Source organism: Psychromarinibacter halotolerans, from assembly GCF_029168315.1.
GTDB lineage: Bacteria > Pseudomonadota > Alphaproteobacteria > Rhodobacterales > Rhodobacteraceae > Psychromarinibacter > Psychromarinibacter halotolerans.
Genome location: NZ_JARGYD010000003.1, coordinates 491,490 through 512,142, shown reverse-complemented (window position 1 = coordinate 512,142; position 20,653 = coordinate 491,490). Strand labels below are relative to the sequence as shown.

19 protein-coding genes are annotated in these 20,653 nt (G+C 65.5%); 8 read left to right on the top strand and 11 right to left on the bottom strand.

What is annotated here, in order from left to right:
- The first annotated feature begins 119 nt into the window (after positions 1 to 119).
- The 4 genes from P1K30_RS11035 to rpsD all read left to right on the top strand — a co-directional run bounded on the left by P1K30_RS11035 (position 120) and on the right by rpsD (position 4,511).
- Positions 120 to 1,466 carry an NAD(P)/FAD-dependent oxidoreductase gene (locus P1K30_RS11035; RefSeq protein WP_275632780.1) on the top strand — a complete coding sequence of 449 codons (1,347 nt, stop codon included), beginning with the start codon at positions 120 to 122 and terminating at the stop codon, positions 1,464 to 1,466.
- 160 nt (positions 1,467 to 1,626) lie between these two features.
- The gene (locus tag P1K30_RS11030; protein ID WP_275632779.1) at positions 1,627 to 2,544 is read left to right on the top strand and encodes a lipid A-modifier LpxR family protein; all 918 of its coding nucleotides are present in this window, start codon (positions 1,627 to 1,629) and stop codon (positions 2,542 to 2,544) included.
- A gap of 87 nt (positions 2,545 to 2,631) precedes the next feature.
- Positions 2,632 to 3,702, top strand: a complete 1,071-nt coding sequence (locus tag P1K30_RS11025) for a Hint domain-containing protein (RefSeq protein ID WP_275632778.1) — start codon at positions 2,632 to 2,634, stop codon at positions 3,700 to 3,702.
- A gap of 188 nt (positions 3,703 to 3,890) precedes the next feature.
- A complete protein-coding gene (gene rpsD, locus P1K30_RS11020; RefSeq protein ID WP_275632777.1) occupies positions 3,891 to 4,511 on the top strand; it encodes a 30S ribosomal protein S4 in 621 nt (206 codons plus the stop codon).
- 77 nt (positions 4,512 to 4,588) lie between these two features.
- On the opposite strand, the gene P1K30_RS11015 is transcribed toward rpsD, so the two are convergent.
- The 3 genes from P1K30_RS11015 to P1K30_RS11005 all read right to left on the bottom strand — a co-directional run bounded on the left by P1K30_RS11015 (position 4,589) and on the right by P1K30_RS11005 (position 7,528).
- Positions 4,589 to 5,362: an ATP-binding cassette domain-containing protein gene (locus P1K30_RS11015; protein ID WP_275632776.1), complete on the bottom strand. Its 774-nt coding sequence runs from the start codon at positions 5,360 to 5,362 to the stop codon at positions 4,589 to 4,591.
- The gene (locus P1K30_RS11010) at positions 5,359 to 6,426 is read right to left on the bottom strand and encodes an ABC transporter permease (protein ID WP_275632775.1); all 1,068 of its coding nucleotides are present in this window, start codon (positions 6,424 to 6,426) and stop codon (positions 5,359 to 5,361) included. The genes P1K30_RS11015 and P1K30_RS11010 overlap by 4 nt, the downstream gene beginning before the upstream one ends.
- Before the next feature lie 79 nt (positions 6,427 to 6,505).
- Positions 6,506 to 7,528, bottom strand: a complete 1,023-nt coding sequence (locus P1K30_RS11005; RefSeq protein ID WP_275632774.1) for a sugar ABC transporter substrate-binding protein — start codon at positions 7,526 to 7,528, stop codon at positions 6,506 to 6,508.
- Positions 7,529 to 7,699: 171 nt separating this feature from the next.
- Between P1K30_RS11005 and P1K30_RS11000 the strand changes: the two genes are divergently transcribed.
- Positions 7,700 to 8,920 carry an ROK family transcriptional regulator gene (locus P1K30_RS11000; RefSeq protein ID WP_275632773.1) on the top strand — a complete coding sequence of 407 codons (1,221 nt, stop codon included), beginning with the start codon at positions 7,700 to 7,702 and terminating at the stop codon, positions 8,918 to 8,920.
- 2 nt (positions 8,921 to 8,922) lie between these two features.
- On the opposite strand, the gene P1K30_RS10995 is transcribed toward P1K30_RS11000, so the two are convergent.
- Together P1K30_RS10995 and P1K30_RS10990 are read right to left on the bottom strand one after the other, a co-directional pair.
- Positions 8,923 to 11,451 carry an ABC transporter permease gene (locus tag P1K30_RS10995; RefSeq protein ID WP_275632772.1) on the bottom strand — a complete coding sequence of 843 codons (2,529 nt, stop codon included), beginning with the start codon at positions 11,449 to 11,451 and terminating at the stop codon, positions 8,923 to 8,925.
- Positions 11,448 to 12,143 carry an ABC transporter ATP-binding protein gene (locus tag P1K30_RS10990; RefSeq protein ID WP_275632771.1) on the bottom strand — a complete coding sequence of 232 codons (696 nt, stop codon included), beginning with the start codon at positions 12,141 to 12,143 and terminating at the stop codon, positions 11,448 to 11,450. The genes P1K30_RS10995 and P1K30_RS10990 overlap by 4 nt, the downstream gene beginning before the upstream one ends.
- Before the next feature lie 49 nt (positions 12,144 to 12,192).
- Between P1K30_RS10990 and P1K30_RS10985 the strand changes: the two genes are divergently transcribed.
- Positions 12,193 to 12,819 (top strand): arylesterase, encoded by a 627-nt coding sequence (locus P1K30_RS10985; protein WP_379562060.1) that lies wholly within the window; start codon positions 12,193 to 12,195, stop codon positions 12,817 to 12,819.
- Positions 12,820 to 12,822: 3 nt separating this feature from the next.
- Here P1K30_RS10985 and P1K30_RS10980 read toward each other — a convergent pair whose 3' ends face one another.
- The 5 genes from P1K30_RS10980 to puuE form a co-directional block, all read right to left on the bottom strand.
- Positions 12,823 to 13,743 carry a PHP domain-containing protein gene (locus tag P1K30_RS10980; protein ID WP_275632769.1) on the bottom strand — a complete coding sequence of 307 codons (921 nt, stop codon included), beginning with the start codon at positions 13,741 to 13,743 and terminating at the stop codon, positions 12,823 to 12,825.
- Positions 13,744 to 13,839: 96 nt separating this feature from the next.
- The gene (locus P1K30_RS10975) at positions 13,840 to 15,267 is read right to left on the bottom strand and encodes a uracil-xanthine permease family protein (protein ID WP_275632768.1); all 1,428 of its coding nucleotides are present in this window, start codon (positions 15,265 to 15,267) and stop codon (positions 13,840 to 13,842) included.
- 51 nt (positions 15,268 to 15,318) lie between these two features.
- Positions 15,319 to 15,810 (bottom strand): ureidoglycolate lyase, encoded by a 492-nt coding sequence (locus P1K30_RS10970; RefSeq protein WP_275632767.1) that lies wholly within the window; start codon positions 15,808 to 15,810, stop codon positions 15,319 to 15,321.
- Positions 15,807 to 16,628: a bifunctional allantoicase/(S)-ureidoglycine aminohydrolase gene (locus P1K30_RS10965; protein ID WP_275632766.1), complete on the bottom strand. Its 822-nt coding sequence runs from the start codon at positions 16,626 to 16,628 to the stop codon at positions 15,807 to 15,809. The genes P1K30_RS10970 and P1K30_RS10965 overlap by 4 nt, the downstream gene beginning before the upstream one ends.
- Positions 16,625 to 18,037, bottom strand: coding sequence for an allantoinase PuuE (puuE, locus tag P1K30_RS10960; RefSeq protein ID WP_275632810.1), 1,413 nt, complete (start codon positions 18,035 to 18,037; stop codon positions 16,625 to 16,627). The genes P1K30_RS10965 and puuE overlap by 4 nt, the downstream gene beginning before the upstream one ends.
- Before the next feature lie 162 nt (positions 18,038 to 18,199).
- Between puuE and uraH the strand changes: the two genes are divergently transcribed.
- The gene (gene uraH / locus P1K30_RS10955) at positions 18,200 to 18,553 is read left to right on the top strand and encodes a hydroxyisourate hydrolase (protein ID WP_275632765.1); all 354 of its coding nucleotides are present in this window, start codon (positions 18,200 to 18,202) and stop codon (positions 18,551 to 18,553) included.
- A gap of 144 nt (positions 18,554 to 18,697) precedes the next feature.
- The gene (locus P1K30_RS10950) at positions 18,698 to 19,927 is read left to right on the top strand and encodes a urate hydroxylase PuuD (RefSeq protein WP_275632764.1); all 1,230 of its coding nucleotides are present in this window, start codon (positions 18,698 to 18,700) and stop codon (positions 19,925 to 19,927) included.
- A 15-nt stretch (positions 19,928 to 19,942) separates the two neighbouring features.
- On the opposite strand, the gene P1K30_RS10945 is transcribed toward P1K30_RS10950, so the two are convergent.
- Entirely contained in the window at positions 19,943 to 20,533 is a 591-nt protein-coding gene (locus tag P1K30_RS10945; protein ID WP_275632763.1) for a TetR/AcrR family transcriptional regulator, read from the bottom strand.
- Between the last annotated feature and the right edge of the window lie 120 nt (positions 20,534 to 20,653).

The following is a 20,653-nucleotide window of genomic DNA, read 5'->3' as shown; positions in this document are numbered from 1 at the left end:
CCCGGCCCACCCCGCGTGTATGACCTTGCGGCACCCACGCGGGGCGTACCGCTTTCCGCCGGAACGCGTTCGTGATCTAGAAGGTCAGGCGCCCACGCGACGACCCTTGGAGACCCTTGATGATACCTTTCCCGATCAGCGAAACCTCGAAGATCGAACACGGTGGTCCGCTGCCGCCGGACACCGATGCGGTGATCATCGGCGCGGGTGTTGTCGGGATCTCGGCGGCGCTGTTTCTGCGCCAACTTGGCCATCGGGTCGTGGTGCTGGAGAAGGGCCGGGTGGCCTGCGAGCAGTCCTCGCGCAACTGGGGCTGGATCCGACAACAGGGCAGGGACCCGCACGAACTGCCCCTGATGATCGAGGCGCGGCGCCACTGGCTGGACTTCTCTCGCCGCACCAACGAGTCGCTGGGGCTGGTCGAAGGGGGCGTCACCTATCTGGCCGAGTCCGACAAGGACATGACTGCGTTCTCCGACTGGCTGGTCTACGCGAAAGAGCATGAGCTCGACTCGCACATGATGTCGGGCCGCGAGGTGGCCGAGATGATCCCCGAGATGGCGCGCCGGTATCCGGGTGCGCTGCGGACGCCGTCAGACATGCGGGCGGAACCGTGGGTCGCGGTGCCGACGCTGGCGCGGCTTGCCGCCGAAGACGGCGCCGTCATCGTCGAAAACTGCGCCGCCCGGATGCTGGATATCGAGGCCGGGCGCGTGACTGGCGTCGTCACGGAACAAGGTCGCATCCGCGCTGGGCAGGTTCTTGTCTGCGGCGGCGCATGGTCCAGCCTGTTCCTGCAGAACCACGGCGTACGCATCCCGCAGCTGAGTGTGCGTGCGACCGCCGCCGCGACCAATCGTCTGCCTGAAATCCACGCAGGCGGCGTGGCGGACAACGGCGTCGCGTTCCGGCGGCGGCAGGACGGCGGCTATACGATCGCCGCTGGTGCGTTCCACGACCTTTATATCGGGCCGGACGCATTCCGGAATCTGCCGAAATACCTGCACACGCTGGCCGAGCACCCGTTCGGCACGCGCTATCATGCGATGGCACCGCAGAATTACCCCGACGCATGGGGCACGCCCCGGACGTGGGCAGCAGAAGAGCAAAGCCCGTTCGAACGGATGCGCGTCCTGAACCCTGCGCCAAGCAACGCGGCCAAGCGCAAGTTCCTGAAGCAATTCCGCGCGATGTTCCCGGGGTTTGGTGAAATCAGCCTGCGCGCGGTCTGGGCCGGCATGATCGACCTGATGCCCGACGTCGTGCCGGTGATCGACCGCTGCGAGACGATCCCCGGCCTTTGGATCGGCACGGGGCTAAGCGGCCACGGGTTCGGAATCGGTCCCGAGATCGGCAGGGTGCTGGCCTACATGATGATGGGGCAACCGCCGAAGCAGGACCTGACCCGCTTCCGCCTGTCCCGCTTCACCGATGGCACCAAGGTCCGGCCGGGCCCGGCGCTGTGACGTTTTCCTGCAATGGCAGTCCGTTTCAGGTGCCAGTTCGCCCTTGCCGTGTGTCTGGCGCGCCACGCGCGCGAAATTGGACGCCTTCCGCCTAGGTGAAGTCCGAAACAGCGCCTATAACGACAGTGTCGGGGGACGTAAGAGCTTCGGGAAAATATCGATGAAGACTGCCGTTAGGGCGCTGCTGTCCGGTCTTGCCCTGTCGCTGCTTCTGCTGCCGCAGACGGTGACGGCTCAGGGACGTGAAACGATCGGCTGGGGCCGGCTGTTTACCAACGATTTTCTTGGCGACAATCACGACCGCTGGCGCACGGGTGGCTACGTCGTCAGCAAGGTGATCGGTCCGCACTGGGTCGGGGACCTTCCGACCCGTATGGGCGAGATCCTTGAATTCCGGTTCCGCTCGGAAACCATCGCACCGTCGAACCTTGCCAACCCCGCGCCGAACGATCGCCGGTATGCCGGTGTCTTTTCGGCCGGTATCCATACCCATTTCGAACGCAACGGTCTGGAGATGAGCCTTGGCGGCGACATGGTCGTCGTGGGGCCGGTGACCGGCGTCGGCTGGTTCCAGACCGAGGCGCACAAGCTGTTCGGCGCGCCGGTTCCGGACCTGTCGAACGAGCTTCCGAACCATCTGTATCCGACGCTTCTGGCAGAGGCCGCGCAATCGTTTCAGATCACCCCGGCGCTGAAGATCCGTCCCTTCCTAGAGGCGCAGGTGGGCGTCGAGACCTACGCGCGTCTCGGGTTCGACATGCTGTTCGGCGCGGTGGGGCAGCGCGACCTTTTCATGCGCGACGTCACGACCGGCCACCTGTACCGGGCCACCCAGACGCCGGCCAAGGGCTTCTCGGGCGTCTTCGGCGCCGACATCGCCTATGTCGAGCATTCAGGTTATCTGCCAAGCTATGACGGCTATGAACTGTCGGACGCGCGGATGCGGGTCCGGGCCGGCGTGCACTGGCAGGGCGAGCGAAGCTCGATCTTCTACGGCGCGACGTGGCTGGGCAAGGAATTCGAAGCCCAGACCGATACGCAGGTTGTGGGATCTGTGCGACTAAACATCGAATTCTGACCCGTCCGGGCCGCTCGCGCCTTAACAGCCCGGCCCCCGTCTGCAATCCTGTCCCCAATAATAAAGAATATTGGCAGGCATACGGGCATGAAAACGGGCTTTCGCGGCACGTTTGTCATCTCTTGGACGCAGACCGAACTTGACGGTCTGCCGGCGGCGCCGCTGTCGGCACTGGCGATCGGCGCCAGTTGGCAGTGGCATGGCGAGCCGGAGCGGGTCGATGGACCGCGCGACGTGCTGGTCCTGTTCGGGGCGGAAGAGACGGCAAACCTTCACAGACACGCAAGTCGCGCGGTGGACCGCGTGACAGGGCTGACTGCAGCCCGGACCGATCCGGCGACCGAAGAGACGCCGGAAGATCCGGTGACCGGCTCGGGGTTCGCGGTGACCGACGGGTTGCGACGCTACACGGCCACCCTGATCGAACGGACAGAGGGTCCGCCGCTGTGCGTGTTCCACGACGATCTGCCGCCCCGTGACCGCGAGTTGTGGGTGACGAACGTGGCCAGCGGAGAACTGGCGCCGCACCGGACCGGGGACCTTGAGCCGTCGGTCATTTGCTTCACGCCGGGCACCCGCATCGCCACCCCGACCGGGCAGGTCGCGGTGCGCGATCTGGTCGAGGGCGACATGGTTCTGACCAAGGATGACGGCCCGCAACCGATCCGCTGGATCGGACGCCGCCGGATGAGCGGTGCCCGGCTTTACACCATGCCGAACCTGCGGCCGGTGCGAATTCGGGCCGGGGCCATCGGCATGGATGTCCCGGACGGTGACCTTCTGGTTTCGCCGCAGCACCGGATGTTGGTGAAGGGCCCCAAGGCGCAGGCCCTGTTCGGCGAGCCCGAGGTGCTGGTGGCGGCGGCGGACCTGCTGAACGATCACTCGGTGCTGGTGGACCGGCGCCTGCGCGAAGTGACCTATGTCCACCTGTTATTGGACCGCCACTCGATCCTGTTCGCCAACGGGCTGGAATCGGAAAGCTTCCACCCGGCGACGATGGACCTCGACTCGATGGACGAGTCGCTGCGCGGGGATCTTGCGCTTCGGGTGCCGGGGGTCGAACGTGACCCCAGCCGCTATGGCGCGTTTGCCCGGCGGATGCTGACGCCCTCCGAGGCCGCGATCCTGCGATACGGAATGGACCGGCGCCCCTGAGAAACCGTTCCCCCCGGCATTGACTCGGGGGGACGCCGCTGTATAAGCGCGCTTCATCCCGGCTTTCGTGGCCGGGGTTTTCATTTGGTGTTGGTGGCCCCCGCAAGGGGATGCCTGTCTCCCGCAAGGGAAAGGACAACGCCCTTCATGCTGCCTTCGGGTGGCGCACTTTAGAAGGAGATCAGACGGTGACCAAACGCACCTCTGCCAAGTACAAACTCGACCGCCGCATGGGCGAAAACATCTGGGGCCGTCCCAAGTCGCCGGTGAACCGCCGCGAATACGGCCCGGGCCAGCACGGCCAGCGCCGCAAAGGCAAGATGTCCGACTTCGGCACCCAGCTGCGCGCCAAGCAGAAGCTGAAGGGCCACTACGGCGACCTGACCGAAAAGCAGTTCCGCCGCATCTTCGCCGAGGCCGAGCGCCGCAAGGGCGACACCGGTGAGCTTCTTGTCGGTCTGCTGGAACGCCGCCTGGACGCCGTCGTGTACCGCGCCAAGTTCGTGCCGACCGTCTTTGCCGCCCGCCAGTTCGTGAACCACGGCCACGTGACCGTGAACGGCCAGCGCGTGAACATCCCCAGCTACCGCGTCAAGGAAGGCGACGTCATCGCCGTTCGTGACAAGTCGAAGCAGCTGGCGATCGTTCTGGAAGCCACGCAGCTGCCCGAGCGTGACGTGCCCGACTACATCGAAGCGGACCACTCGAAAATGACCGCGACCTTCGTGCGTACGCCGGGTCTGTCGGACATTCCCTACGCCGTTCAGATGGAACCGCACCTGGTCATCGAATTCTACGCGCAGAACTAAGGTTCCGCGCCGATCCGATACGGAAAGGGCCGCACCCGAAGGTGCGGCCCTTTTTCGTTTCCGGTGCGCGTCGCGCGTCAGGCGGCTTCGCGCTCTGGTTCCTTGGCGCCGGTCATGAAGGCCACGGCGTCCGACATGGAATAGTCGCCGGGATTGATGACCGTCAGCCGCCGGCCAAGCCGGTGAATGTGGATACGGTCGGCGACCTCAAAGACGTGCGGCATGTTGTGGCTGATCAGGATGATCGGGATGCCGCGCGATTTCACGTCCTGGATCAGTTCCAGCACACGCCGCGACTCTTTTACGCCAAGCGCGGCCGTCGGTTCGTCGAGGATGATGACCTTGGACCCGAACGCCGCCGCACGGGCCACCGCGACGCCCTGCCGCTGGCCGCCGGACAGGGTTTCGACCGCTTGGTTGATGTTCTGGATCGTCATCAGCCCCAGATCCGACAGCTTCTGCCGCGCGAACTTCTCCATCGCCGGCCGGTCCAGCTTGCGCAGGAACTTGCCCGCGAAGCCCGGTTTGCGAAGCTCGCGTCCCATGAACATGTTGTCCGCGATGGACAGGGCAGGGGACATGGCCAGCGTCTGGTACACGGTTTCGATGCCGTTCTCGCGGGCGTCGATCGGCGACTGGAAGTTCACACGCTTGCCTTCCAGCCAGACCTCGCCCTCGTCCGGGATCACGGCGCCGGACAGCGCCTTGATCAGCGTCGACTTGCCGGCCCCGTTGTCCCCGATCACCGCCAGGATCTCTCCCGGCATCAGTTCGAAGTCACAGTGGTCAAGCGCCGTGACACGGCCATAGCGCTTGACGAGGCCCTTAGCCTGAAGAATGGGATCCGTCATGCCGACACCTTTCTGATCCACTGGTCCACCGCGACGGCGCCGATGATGAGGATGCCGATCAGCAGATAGGTCCACTGCGCATCCGCGCCCGCCATGCGCAGTCCCATCTCGAACACGCCGACGATCAGCGCGCCAAGGAACATGCCGATGATCGTTCCGCGCCCGCCGAACAGCGAGATGCCTCCGATCACCACGGCGGTGATGGCCTGAATGTTGCCCAGCACGCCGGTCGAGGCAGAGGGCGAAACCGATCCGAACCGTCCGATCATCACCCAGCCCGCCAACGCGCAGAACAGTCCCGCCAGCGCATAGACCTGTATCAGCATCCGGTTGCGGTTCACCCCGGCCAGTTCAGCGGCCTCGGGATCGTCGCCCACCGCGTAGACATGCCTGCCCCAGGCCGTGTGTCGCAGCACGTAGGCCATGATCAGCACCAGCACGATCAGCAGGACCACGCCATAGGTGACCTGCGCACCGAACAGCTGGAATCTCTGGCCCCAGAACTGAAGCGCGGCGGCCTGAGCCTCGATGTCTTGGCTGCGGATCGTCTCGTTCGCCGAATAGATATAGTTGGTCGCCAGCCAGATCTGCCAGGTCCCCAGCGTCACGATGAATGGCGGAATCCGCATCTTCGACACTAGCCAGCCGTTGATCGCGCCCATCGCGGCGCCACAGGCAAGGCCGAGGACGATCGCGAAGGTCGGCGGGATGCCATAGCGAAAGGCGAACTGGCCCATCAGCACCGAACTCAGCACCGCCATCGCCCCCACCGACAGGTCGATACCCGCCGTCAGGATCACGATGGCCTGCGCGCAGCCAAGGATGCCGACGATCCCGATCTGCTGAAAGATCAGCGACAGGGTCGAGACGCGCCAGAAATTCGGGTTGAGCAACCCGAAGACCACCACGGCCACGACCAGAACGATCAGCGGCACGATGGCGGGTGTCTGGTGCAGGATGTGGTGAATGCGGCCTATCAGGCCCCGGTCGTGTTCATCGAACTCTGCAAGCGCATCCGCGCTGCCGCCTCTTGTCGAAGCTTCGTAGTTGTCCGCGTTGGCCATGAATTCCTCCCATTCCGGCCGGGACGCGGGCGCGAACGCCCGCGTCTTGCACTAACTCATGCGACGTCGTCTGGCGGCATCAGCCCCAGCAGAGGTCCATGCCTTCCTCGACCGAGATCGAGTCGACGCCGTCGGCGGGCTCGTCCGTCACCAGCGCGACGCCGGTGTCGAAGAAGTTCTTGCCCTCGGTCGGCTCGGGTTTCTCGCCGGTAGTCGCGAACTCGTGGATCGCCTCGATCCCCAGCGACGCCATCAGCAGCGGATACTGCTGCGAGGTGGCACCGATCACGCCGTCCGCGATGTTCTGGACACCGGGGCAGCCGCCGTCGACCGACACGATCAGCACGTCGTTCTCGCGGCCCATCGCCTTCAGCGCCTCATAGGCACCGGCGGCGGCGGGTTCGTTGATGGTGTAGACCACGTTGATTTCGGGATCCTGCGCCAGCAGGTTTTCCATCGCGCGGCGGCCACCTTCCTGGTTGCCCTGGGTCACGTCGTTGCCGACGATGCGGTCGTCGTCCTCGTCACCCCATTTGTTCGGGTCGCCAAGGTCGATGCCAAAGCCTTGCAGGAAGCCTTGGTCGCGCAGCACGCCGACGGTGGGCTGGCTGATGTCGAGGTCCAGCATCGCGATGCGCGCGTCAGCCGCGGCGTCGCCCAGCTTGGCGGCAGCCCATTTGCCGATCAGTTCACCGGCCAGAAAGTTGTCCGTCGCGAAGGTCGCATCGGCGGCGTCGATCGGTTCCAGCGGGGTATCCAGCGCGATCACAAGGATGCCTGCGTCACGTGCCTGCTCCACCACCGGCACGATGGCCGAGGTGCTGGACGCGGTGATCAGGATGCCCGAGGCACCGTCGGCGATGCAGGTCTCGATCGCGGCGACCTGCGTTTCGTTGTCGCCGTCGACCTTGCCGGCGAAGGTTTTAAGCGCGATGCCAAGCTCATCGGCCTTGGCCTGAGCGCCTTCCTTCATTTTGACGAAGAACGGGTTGGTGTCGGTTTTGGTGATCAGGCAGGCGCTGATATCTTGGGCGCTTGCAGTGGTCGCGGCGCCAGCACAGGCGATAAGGGCGAGCGCGGTGCTCGCAGCAAATTTCTTCATGGTCTCCTCCCAAAGGTGCAGAATGCAACTTGCGCGGCACCGTGAAGAGCGGGCCGCTGCGTAAACCTTGCGCGATTCGCGGCCCACGTGTCAATTAATAAGTCTACATGATTTATTTATTGACAGACTCGCTCAGAGCGGGAAAACTGAAAGGGCTTCGAGGAGGAGGCGATGCCCAAAGAAAATCCCAGCTCGGTCCTCGGCTCGTCAGACACGGGCATCCGCGGATCAAATCAGGCGGGCATGCGCGCGCATAACGAGCGGCTTGTCCTGTCATTAATACGCCGACATGGCGCAACCGCAAAGGCAGATATTGCACGGGCCACCGGCCTGTCGGCGCAGACCGTGTCGGTGATCATGCGCGCGCTGGAAGCGGACGAGCTTCTGACGCGTGGCGAACCCGTGCGCGGGCGCGTCGGTCAGCCGTCGATCCCGATGTCTCTTTCGCAGGATGGGGCGTTCTTCTTCGGGTTGAAAGTGGGACGTCGTTCTTTGGAACTGGTCCTGACCGACTTTCTTGGCGTGGTTCGCGCCCGGGTGCGGCAGACGCACGACTATCCGATGCCCGAGGCAACTGTGCGGTTCACGCGGAACGCGTTGACGCGGATGCTTGGCGCGATGACCCCGCGCGACCGGGACAGGGTCGGCGGCCTTGGGATCGCGATGCCCTTCAGCCTGTGGGACTGGGCCGACAACCTGTCGGCCCCGCCCGAGGAAATGGCGGCGTGGCGCACGGCGGACCTGGGCCGGTCGATTGCGCGCGTGATCGACATTCCGGTGTTCGTGCAGAACGACGCCACGGCGGCGTGCGGTGCCGAACTGGTGTTCGGCCGCGACGAAACCCCGTTGGATTTCCTGCACTTCTACATCGGTTACTTCATCGGTGGCGGCGTGGTGCTGAACGGCAGCCTGTACTCGGGCCCCAGCGGCAACGCGGGCGCCATCGGGTCCATTCCCGTGGCATCTACGCCGGACGGGCGAGAGCGTCAGTTGATCGACGTGGCAAGCCTTGGCACCCTTGAAGAGCATCTGCACAAGGCGGGAACCGATACGTCCGACCTTTGGCAGGCCCCGGAAGAGCTGGAACGCAATCCCGACGTGCTTGCCGCTTGGATCGACGACGCCGCGGCGGGGATTGCCCATGCGATCGTGTCAGCCGTCTCGGTGATCGACTTCGGGACCGTGATGATCGACGGCTGGATCACCGCCGACATGCGGCGGCGGCTGGTCGAGGCGACGGCGGCCCAGCTTGAACAGCGCAACTTTGCCGGTCTTGCCCGGCCCGATCTGCGCGAGGGCACCATCGGCGCCGACGCCCGCGCGCTGGGCGCCGCAAGCCTGCCGTTGTCGGAACGGTTCCTGGTCGAAAAGCTCGCCTTCCAAGGCGCCTGAGTTTACTCGCGGGCGCGCAGCACCCGTGCGGGCCGGGTCGCCAACGGGCGCCATGCAAAAGCGAGCCCCGCCAGCAGCGTGATCAGAACGCCGCCCACGACGATCAGCACCGCCGAGACCGGTTCGAACACAAAGTCGGTTTCCATCACGAAGCGGGTGACGGCCCAGCCGGCCAGCCCGCCGGTCACGATGGCCACCAGACCCGCCGCCAGCCCGAACACGGCGCTGCGCCACGCGAAGTTGGCTAGGATCATCCCCCGCGTCGCGCCCAGCGTTTTCAGGATCGCCGCCTCGTAGGTGCGAGCGCGTTCCCCCGCCGCCGCGGCGCCGATCAGGACGATGAAGCCGGTCAGCAAGGTCGCCATCGCGCCATAGGTCGTGGCCGCCGCGACGCCCGCAAGGATCTCGGCGGCGCGGGCGATGGCGGTACGGACGGAGATCATGGTGATATTCGGCCACGTCCCGCCGATATCGCGCAGCAGCCGCGCCTCGGCGTCCTGCGCGGCGTAGATCGTCGCGATGTGGCTGTGCGGCGCTCCGCGCAGGGCGTCGGGGTTCATCGACAGGACAAAGCCCATCCCGGCGTTCGAGAAATCAACCTCGCGGAAGCTGGTGATCGTGGCGGTCACGTCGCGGCCCAGCACGTTGACGGTGATCGTGTCGCCAAGCTGAAGACCCATCTCGGCGGCTTCCTCTGCTGCGAAGCTGACCTGCGGCGGTCCGTCGTAGTCTTCGGGCCACCACTCGCCCGCCGTGACCTCGGCCCCGGTGGGCAGTGCGGCAGAGTAGGTGATGCCGCGGTCACCCCGGACGACCCAGTGATCGCCTGCGACCTCTTCGGCGGGGCGGTCATTGATCTCGGTGATGACCCCGCGCAGCATCGGCGCGGTTTCGACGCGGCTGACATCGGGGTCGGTTTCCGCCGCCTCTAGGAAGTCGTTCAACTGGTCGGTCTGAATATCGACGACGAAGTAGCTTGGCGCCACCTCGGGCAGGTCGCGGGCGATGGCGCCGCGCAGGTTGCTGTCGATCTGCCCGACGGCCGCCAGCACGGTCAGTCCCAGCCCCAGCGACAAGACCACCGACCCGGCTTCGCTGCCGGGACCACCCGCGGCGCCAAGCGCCATCCGAAGCGACGACCGCCCGCGCACCGCCTTCGAGCGTCCTGCCGCCCGTGCTGCGCGGCGGGTCAGGCCTGCGACGCCCAACAGGACAAGGAATGCGACGAAGATACCGGCCGCCGACCACAGCGTCAGCGTGGCCAGTCCCGACAGCGCCGCCGCCGAAAGGACCAGCACCAGAAGGATGACGCCGGTGGCAACCACATACGGCCAGCGCGGCCAGCCTGCGCCGCCCTGCGCACCGTCGCGGTACAACGTTGCCGCGCGCACCTGTTCCGTCCGCGCAAGCGGCCACAGGGTGAACAGCGCGGCGGCCAGAATGCCGTATAGCGCAGCCTCAAGCAGCGGTTCGGGGTGGATGCCGAACACGGCGGGAACGGGCAGTTGCGCGGCGATCAGCGGCTGGAACACCAGCGGCAGCGCGGCACCAAGGACAAGGCCCGCCACCAGCCCGACAGCCGTCAGCGCGGCGACCTGAAAGGCATAGACAAGGAAGATCGTACGCGTTTCCGCCCCCAACGTTTTCAGCGTCGCGATGACCGAGGTCTTGCGATCCAGATACGCGCGCACCGCCGCCGCGACACCGACGCCGCCGACAGCCAGTCCGGCAAGCCCGACCAGCACAAGGAAACTCGCCAGCCGGTCGATGAACACAGCCGTGCCCTGCGCCGCGTTGCGCGTATCGCTCCAGCGGTGGCCCGCGCCGTCCAGCGCGTCGCCTGCCTGCGCGCGCAAGGCATCAAGGTCCGCGTCGGGCGGCAGCGCAAGTCGATACTCGGTCTCGTACAGGGTGCCGGGCTGGATCAGGCCGGTGCCGTCAAGATCGGACAGCCGCACCAGCGTGCGCGGCCCAAGGGTGAACCCGCCGCCCGAGGTGTCGGGCTCTCGCGTCAGGGCGGCCATCAGGACGAAGTCGCCGGACCCAAGCCGGAAGGTGTCGCCGGGTTCCAGACCCAGCCGCGCGATCAGGACCGGGTCCATCACGGCGCCGGGCAGGCCGTCCTGCCCGTCAAACGCCGTCTCTAGCGGCATGGCCGGGTCCAGCACCGCCTCGCCATAGATCGGGTAGGCGCCGTCGACGCCCCGGATCTGGGTCAGGCTGCGGTCGTCGGTCGCGGGCACCACGGCCATCGACCGGAAGTCCACCGTTTCGGACAGCTGCGTCGAGATGCTTTCCATCCACGCGCGTTCATCGTCGGTCGCGAAGCGATAGGTCAGCTGGATCTCGGCGTCACCGCCAAGGATGATCGCGGCGTCGCGGGAAAGGCCCTGTTCGACCGAGGTGCGCACGCTGCCGACCGCCGCGATGGCGGCGACGCCAAGCGCGAGACAGGCAAGGAAGACGCGAAAGCCACGGATCCCGCCGCGCAGTTCACGCCGCGCGATGCGGGCGGCAATGCGGACGCTCATTCTGCGGCGGTCCGCTGCGCGTCCGTGGCAAGGCGACCGTCCACAAGCTCGATGACGCGGTCGCAGCGCGACGCCAGTTCCGGAGCGTGCGTGACAAGGATCAGGGTCGACCCGTGCCGGTCGCGCAGGCCGAACAGCAGGTCCATGATCGCGCCGCCGTTCACCCCGTCGAGGTTGCCGGTCGGTTCATCGGCAAGGAACACCTCGGGCCGCGGGGCGGCGGCCCGGGCCAGCGCCACGCGCTGCTGCTCGCCACCGGACAATTGCGACGGGTAATGGCCCGCACGGGCGGCCAGCCCGACCGCCGCAAGTTCCGCCTGTGCCCGGTCGAACGCGTCGTCCGCTCCGGCAAGTTCCAGCGGTGTCGCGACATTTTCCAGCGCGGTCATCGTCGGAATAAGGTGGAAGCTCTGGAACACCACTCCCATATGATGGCGACGGAACCGGGCCAACGCGTCCTCGTTCATCGCCGTCAGGTCTTGGCCCAGCACCTCGACCCGGCCGCCGGTGGCGCGCTCTAGCCCGCCCATCAGCATAAGGAGAGACGACTTGCCGCTGCCCGAAGGACCCACCAGCCCCAGCGTTTCACCGCGCGCCACGTCCAGCGAGATGCCCTTCAGGATGTCGACCGGTCCGGCGTTGCCTGCAAGGGACAGGCGGGTATCGGTCAACGAGACGACGGGGTCGGGCATCGGCAAGGTCCTTTCACTGCGCTCTATCGCATATGGGTCCGGCAGGTGGCTGCGCAACCTTGCTGTCGCGTTCGTCATCGGTTCCGGGGCCGCAGCGGCGCAGCCCGCCGTGGTCGCCGCGCTGGGCGACAGCCTGACCGCAGGCTACGGCCTTCAGACCGACGCGGGGTTCGTGCCGCAACTTCAGGCGTGGCTGGACGAGCAGGGCGCCGAGGTCGAACTGCGCAACGCGGGGGTCTCGGGCGACACGACGGCGGGCGGGCTGTCCCGCGTCGGCTGGACGCTGACCGACGACGTGGACGCGATGATCGTGGCGCTGGGCGGCAACGATGTCCTGCGCGGCACCGAGCCCGAAGCCGCCCGCGCCAACCTTGCCGGCATCCTCGACGCGGCGCAGGCGGCGGGGGTCGAGGTGCTGATCTTCGGGATCGACGCACCCGGGAACTATGGCCCCGACTACAAGCGCGATTTCGACGCGATTTATCCCGAACTGGCCGAGGAATACGACGCCCTGCTTGGCCCCGATTTCCTGCAACCCATCGTCGAGGCGGCGGGCGAAGGGCCGGTCGCCCCATACATGCAGGGCGACGGCATCCACCCCAACGCGGAAGGGGTGCAGATTATCGTGCGGGCGCTGGGCCCATCGGTGCTGGACCTGCTGGACCGGCTGGACTGACGGTCAGTCCAGCCAGATCGGGTTCGACCACGCGCGCTTGCCCGCCGCGTCGATCACTGTGACCCGCACCCACGGCGAGGCCGCGAACTTGTGCAGCTCGATCGACGACCGCGTCATCGACAGTCCGTGCACCGCCTTCGCGGTGTTGCCCTGCGCCTGAACGATCATCGACACCACAGAGCTGCTTTCGACCACGATCTCGTCGTCGGTCACCACGATGTTGCGAAGCTCGGGGCCCTGACTGGAATAGTAGGTCCCGGCCTTGAGCGACTCGACCAGCGCGTCGGGATCGTTTTCCGCCGCCTTCACCATCACCCAGCCGCCGAAATGGTCCGGCTCTGTGAAATGGGCGTCGTCGGTGGCGACAAGGTTCAGCCTGCGTCCCTCGGCCAGAAGCAGGTCCAGCGTGTGGAACCCGTCGGGCCGGTCGGCCCCCATCGCGCAGCCGTGGTTGTAGGTTTCGACTGCGTGCGCCGCTTCCAGCGAACGAGCGTCGTCCAGCGTCAGGCCGGACCATTGCGGGTGCGCGATCGACACATGCGCCCCGGCGGCAACCGCGCGGGCGGCAAGCTCGGGTCCGGTTTCCTGATCGGCGGTGGCGAAGAATTCCTGCGTGGCAGGGGGCTCGAACCCGGCGGGCAGACCGACGGCAAGGATATGCCACAGCTCTCCGTTCGCCTGCGCGCCGGAATGCAGTTCCGCCCCCAGCACCGTCGTGAAGCCCGGCTTGCGGTAGGGCTCGGTGTCGGCGATGGGCCAGCCGTAGCGGCCAAGAAAGTGATCGGTCAGCGAGATGAAGTCATAGCCTTCGTCCCGATACCTGCGGCAGACTTCCTTCGGCTCCAGCGCGCCGTCCGAAAGCGTGGAATGGGTGTGCAGGTTTCCGCGGTAGAACCCGCCGGGTGCTGTGAAGAAATCGGTCATGGTCGTCCTGTCAGGGCTGCGGCTTCGCAGTATCGTGACGCACTCTGACAGCAAGGTGGCAGCCATGCCAAGGCATGGCTGCCTTGCGATTTTGCATCACTCGCCGGGCATCGCGCTCTTGCCGTGGCCGGACAGGCCACCTGACACCTCTTCGGTGGACTCGTCGGACAGCGGCACCGGCAGGGCAAGGTTCAGGACGATGGCGATCGTCGCGGCGGGAAGGATTCCCGACACCATCAGGACCCGAAGCCAGTCGGGCAGGTATTGCACCGCCTCGGGTTCCAGTTGCAGCCCCAGTCCGACCGACAGCGCGACCGCGAAGATCACCATGTTGCGCCGGTCCCATGTCACGTCGGACAGCATCGAGATGCCCGAGGCCACGACCATTCCGAACATAACGATCACGCCGCCGCCCAGCACTTCGATCGGGACAGTGCGGATCACGCCGCCGATTTTGGGCACCAGCCCGCAGATGATCAGGAAGATCGCGCCGAAGGTGACCACGTGGCGGCTCATGACGCCGGTCATGGCGATCAGACCGACGTTCTGGCTGAACGAGGTGTTCGGGAAACCGCCGAACAGACCGGCCAGTGCGGTGCCGACCCCGTCCGCGAAGGTTGCGCCCTGAATTTCCTTGTCCGTCGCCTCGCGTCCGGCGCCCCCTTTCACGATGCCCGACACGTCGCCAACGGTCTCAACCGCCGAGACGAAGGCCATCAGGCAAAAGCCCAGAACGGCGGCGGCCGAGAACTCGAAGCCGTACTTGAAGGGCTGGGGCAAGGCGAAGGCGGCCGCGTTGCTCCACGATCCCGAGATCGCCGAGGTCGGCAGCATCCCGACAAGGATGGCATAGACATAGCCGACCAGCAGGCCGATCAGCACCGCCGAGACCGCCAGCATCCCCTTGGCGAAGAACTTGAAGCCCAGCGTGACGAAGATAACCACCAGCGCCGCCGACCAGTTCAGAAGCGAGCCGTATTCCTCGGTCCCCTTGGCGGGCACGCCGCCAGCGGCGTACTGGATGCCGACCTGCACCAACGCAAGGCCGATCATGGTGACCACAAGGCCGGTGACCAGCGGCGGCAGGGCGAACCTGATCCGGCCGATGAAGAAGCCGATGCAGGCGTGGAACAGGCCGCCGACCACGACACCGCCGAACAGCGCGGCCAGCGCGTCGACTCCCTTGCCCGCGACCAGCGGGATCATGATCGGGATGAAGGCGAAGGACGTGCCTTGCACGATGGGCAGCGCCGCGCCGACCGGGCCGACCGTGATGGTCTGCAGCAGGGTGGCGATGCCGGCAAACAGCATCGACATCTGGATCAGGTACAGCAGTTCCGGGAAATCCGGAGAGTTCGAGCCAAAGCCGAAGCCCGCCGCACCGGCGACGATGATCGCGGGTGTCACATTGGCGATGAACATCGCCATCACATGCTGGATGCCCAGCGGAATCGCCTGCCACACGGGCGGCGTGTAGTTCGGGTCTTTTAGCTGTTCCGGGGTTCCGATGCTGGTGTCGGCCATGTCCCTGTTCCTTTCCGTGTGTGCGGGAAAAGGGCCTTCTGCCGGACCCGTTCACGGAAGCGTTACACGGTACGGGCTGTCGAACCAGAGTTCTTCGAGGTTCGGGGTGTCCCCGATGCGATCAACGACGGCGAAAAGGCCGTTTCCTGCCACCGGCGTAAGCACGCCGTGCCAAGTGTTGCGCATATAGTTAACGCCCTGTCCCGGCGCGGTGACGAAGGCGCGGGGCGTACCGGGCTTGCCGCCCGCGTCTTCAGCCACGATCACAAGGAACGGTTCGCGATCCAGCGGCAGGAAAGCCTGACTGCCCTCGGGGTGGCGTTCGACCATATCCAGCGTCAGCGGAAGGGTCCGCAGTTCGGCCCGGAAGACCGAGATCCCGGCGCGTCCGTCCGGCCCGAAGTCCATCCGCGCCCGGTCGTGAAACCGGCCGCAGAGGCCTTGGTTGATGATCTTGTCCGGGTCGCCCGAAGCCTCCAGCACGTCGCCGAACGGGGCAAAGGCGGCTGCGGTCAGCGGCTCGGCGGTCAGCGTCAGGGTCATTTCAGCGCCGTCAGGGATGGATGCCGGTTGACGTCCTTGTAGAGAAGATAGCGGAAGGGTTCTTCCCCGGTGGCGATGCAGGCCTGCGGGCAGAAGGCGCGCAGCCACATGAAATCGCCCGGCCCGACCTCGACCCAGTCCTGGTTCAGAAGATACCGCGCCGTGCCCTGCAACACGTACAGCCCGTGTTCCATCACATGCGTTTCGGCGAAGGGAATGCGGCCGCCGGGCTGGAACGTGACGATGTTGACGTGGAAGTCGTAGGCCAGATCCAGCGGGTCCAGGAACCGCTGCGTGCCCCACTTGCCGTCGCATTCCGGCATCGGCGAAACCGGCACGTCGCTTTCATGGATGATCAGCGGTTCGGGCACGGTCATGCCCCGGGCGTGGACGTATTTCTTGCGGATCCAGTGAAAGCCGCAGGGCTCGTCATAGATGTTCCACAGCTGCCACGGCGCGGCGGCAGGCAGGTACACGAAGGTGCCTTCGGTCAGTTCGTGATTGTCGGCGCCCAGCGTCAGCCGCGCCTTGCCGCGCGCGATGAACAGCACCGCTTGCGCGTCGCGGTCGGGCTCGGGGTCGGCGCTACCGCCGCCGGGCATGATCTCGACCGCGTATTGGGCGAAGGTTTCGGCAAAGCCGGACAGCGGACGTGCGAAGATCCAGGCGCGGTGATTGTGCCACGTCGGGAAGAAGCTGGTCACGATGTCACGGTGCGTGATTGCGGGCAGCACCGCGTAGGCTGTTGTGAACACTGCCGAGCCTTCGGCACTGGTCGCTTGATCCGGCAGGCCGCCGGACGGGAAGGCGTAGCTCACGCCATAAGCTCCTTTAGTCGTAACTCCGCGATGCGCTCGACTTGCTTGCAGGCCTCGGCGAACTCGGTGTCCCGGTCGTTGTTCACCCGACGCTCGAAAGCGGCGAGGATGCCAGCCTTGTCATTGTCGCGCGCGGCGATGATGAACGGAAATCCGTGTTTGGCTGTATACGCGGCATTCAGTTTCGTAAAGGTTTCCCGCTCTGCATCCGTCAGCGCGTCAAGCCCGGCGCTGGCCTGTTCGCTGGCGCTGTCGGCGGTCAGCTGCTTGGCCGCCGCAAGCTTTCCCGCAAGGTCGGGGTGCGCGTTCAGGACGCCAAGCCGCGCCTCGTCCGAGGCGGTGCGGAACACGCGGACCAGCGCGCTGTGCACGCCGACCGGGCTGTCGTGCGCCGGCCCCAGTTCAAGCTCCCATGCGCCTTCCGCGACCCACGGCGAATGCTCGATGATGCCGCCGAACATCTCGACGAAACGGTCCTTCGACATTTGCGACGGCCGTTCCGACCGGACGTGCGGATGCGTCGCCTGCCAATGGCGCGCAATGTCGATGCGGCGCGGCGTCCAGACGTCGTCAAAACCGGAGATATAATCGAGGAACCGTTTCAGCCCCGCGATCTTGCCGGGCCGCCCGATCAGGCGGCAGTGCAGGCCGACAGACATCATCTTGGGGCTGTCGGCGCCTTCCTCGTACAGGGTGTCGAACGCGTCCTTCAGGTAGACGAAGAAATCCTCTCCTGTCACCCAGCCCGGCGACACGGCGAAGCGCATGTCGTTGGCTTCCAGCGTGTAGGGGATGATCAGCTGATCGCGGTCGCCGACCTCCAGCCAGTAGGGCAGGTCGTCGTCGTAGGTGTCCGAGACATAGTCGAACCCGCCTTCCTCCGACACCAGCCGCACCGTGTTGGCCGAGCAGCGGCCGGTGTACCAGCCCAATGGGCGCTCTCCGACAACCTCGGTGTGCAGGCGGATCGCCTCGGCGATCGAGGCACGTTCCTCGTCCTCGGGCATGTCCTTGTGCTCGACCCATTTCAGCCCGTGGCTGGCGATCTCCCACCCGGCGGACTTCATCGCCGCGACCTGTTCGGGGCTGCGGGCCAGCGCGGTGGCGACGCCGTAGATCGTCAGGGGGATGTCCATCCCGGTGAACAGCCGGTGCAGCCGCCAGAAGCCCGCGCGCGCGCCGTACTCGTAGATCGATTCCATGTTCCAGTGCCGCTGGCCCTGCCACATCGCCGCGCCGGTGATGTCGGACAGGAACGCCTCGGACGCGGCGTCGCCATGCAGGACGCAGTTCTCGCCGCCCTCTTCGTAGTTCAGCACGAATTGCACCGCGACGCGCGCGCCGCCGGGCCAGTTGGCCTGCGGGGCGTCGGGTCCGTAACCGATCATGTTTCTGGGATAGCGGTTCACGATGCGGCCTCCGATTGCTTTCGTCACATGGTTCTTGCCTATCTTCCGGGAGGACGCAAATTTCCGAGGCATCCGCCCCCGAAATTGGCGCTTCGTATCTGTCCTTTTGCCTTTGCATTGGGCAGGTTCGTCCTATCAGGCGAAACCGGACCGGAGGCTGCAATGGGCTATCTGACGACACATGTTCTGGACACGGCGAAAGGTATGCCCGCGAAAGGCATCCGCATCCTGCTGTATTCCGTGTCGGGCAACAGCCATCGCAAGATCGCCGAAGCGGTGACGAACGAGGACGGTCGCACCGACACGCCGATCTTGCCCGAGGATGGGTTCAAGACCGGCACCTACGAACTGATCTTCTTCGCGGGCGACTACCTGCGCGAGACGGGGCAGGCGGGGGACGACCCGCTGTTCCTGGATCAGGTGCCGATCCGCTTTGGAATGAGCGACGGCGACGCGCACTATCACGTCCCGCTGCTGCTGTCGCCCTATGGGTATTCGACCTATCGCGGCAGCTAGGCGTGATGCGTGCGCCCAATTCCTGACCACCATCGGGACGAAATCACACCGCGACACCGGCGCGGATTGCCTGACACGACCGGATCGGGCGAATATCGGTAAAGAAATGGGGGCAAACCCCCGACGCAAGACAGGGACGACGGGATGTACGACTGGGCGGTGATAGAGGCATGGCTCGAGTTCGCCGTGCGATGGACGCACGTGATCACGGCGATCGCGTGGATCGGGTCGTCGTTCTACTTCATCGCGCTGGACCTTGGCCTGCGCCGCGACCGAGACATGGGCATGGCCGACGGCGAGGAATGGCAGGTCCACGGCGGCGGGTTCTACCATATCCAGAAGTACCTCGTGGCGCCCGAAGCGATGCCAGAGCACCTGACGTGGTTTAAATGGGAAAGCTATTCGACGTGGCTGTCGGGGGCGGCGATGCTGATCCTCGTCTACTGGCTGGGGGCCGAACTGTATCTGGTCGACCCGGAAAAGACCGACATGTCGCTATGGCTGGGCGTGCTGATCTCGGCTGTGTCGCTGACCATCGGCTGGCTGGTTTATGACTATCTGTGCAAGTCGGGGCTGGGCGAACGCCCGACGCTGCTGATGGTGCTGCTGTTCGGGCTGCTGGTGGTGATGGGCTGGGGCTATAACCAGATCTTCACCGGGCGCGCGATGATGCTGCACCTTGGTGCGTTCACCGCGACGATCATGACGGCGAACGTGTTCTTCATCATCATGCCGAACCAGCGCATCGTCGTGGCCGACCTGAAGGCCGGACGAAAGCCCGACCCCAAGTACGGCAAGATCGCCAAGCTGCGGTCGACGCATAACAACTATCTGACGCTGCCGGTCATCTTCCTGATGCTGTCGAACCATTACCCGCTGGCCTTCGCGACCCAGTGGAACTGGATCATCGCCGCGTTGGTGTTCCTGATGGGGGTCACGATCCGGCACTATTTCAACTCGCTCCACGCGCGGAAGGGCAACCCGCACTGGACGTGGCTTGTCACGCTGCTGCTGTTCATCGCCTGCGCGTGGCTGTCCACCGGGCCGCAATTCCGTTGGGACGAGGACGCCGAAGAGGTGGAACTCAAAGGCGCTGCCCTACGGTTCGCGCAGGCGGAGGCCTTCGAAGAGGTGCATTCCATCGTCATGGGCCGGTGCAGCATGTGCCACGCCGCAGAGCCTTTCTATGAAGGCATCCTGTGGCCGCCGAAGGGCGTGGAACTAGAGACCGAGGCGCAGGTGGCCCGCTATGCCCGCATGATCTATCTGCAGGCCGGTCGCACACACGCGATGCCGCCTGCCAACGTCTCGTACATGGAGCCGGAAGAGCGGGCGAAGATCGTCGAGTGGTACGAGGCGGTCACTCGGGGGTAGGCCGCCCCGCGCCGTTCAGTGCGCGGGCAGAAACAGGTCGATGACCGTGTCGACCGTCGAATGAGCGCGCTTCCACCGCTCGTCGTCGGGCCCGTCCATCTGGCCATCCAGCGCGACCATGATGGCGCCATGGGTGGCGAACCAGATCGTCCGCGCAATCGAATCGGCGTTCTTCGCAGAGCCGTTGGACACCACCGCCCGCACCCGGTCGGTGATCGGGCCGATGGATTCGTCCTTCAGGTTGATGTCGTGCGAACTGGCGTCATGCGTCGGCGCGAAGACCAGCCGGTACAGCGCCGGGGATGCGATTGCGAATTCGACCAAGCAGTGCCCGCGCTGGCGAATGGCTTCGACCGGCGACAATGCGGCTTCATCGACATGGGCTTGCCGTGCCTCGATCATCTCGTTGAACACGCTTTCCCGCACGCGATTCAGCAGGTCGTCCTTGTTGGTGAAGTGCGCGTACAGCGCAGGTGCGCTGCATCCGATGCGCTTTGCCAGTGAAGACAGTGAAAGCTGATCAGGCGCCTCTCGTAGCAACGCGCTCGCTTCAACTATGGCTTTGCTTTTAATATCAATAGCATCTTGTTTCTTGGGCCGTGCCATCCCGTCTCCCCTGACAAATTTTTTATCGCGCTTTGCGCTTATTTTTTATGTGACCTTCGTGCGCCATTCCCGATTTGGTGCACGCCAAACAAACAGATTCCCGTTAAACTAAAGGGGGAA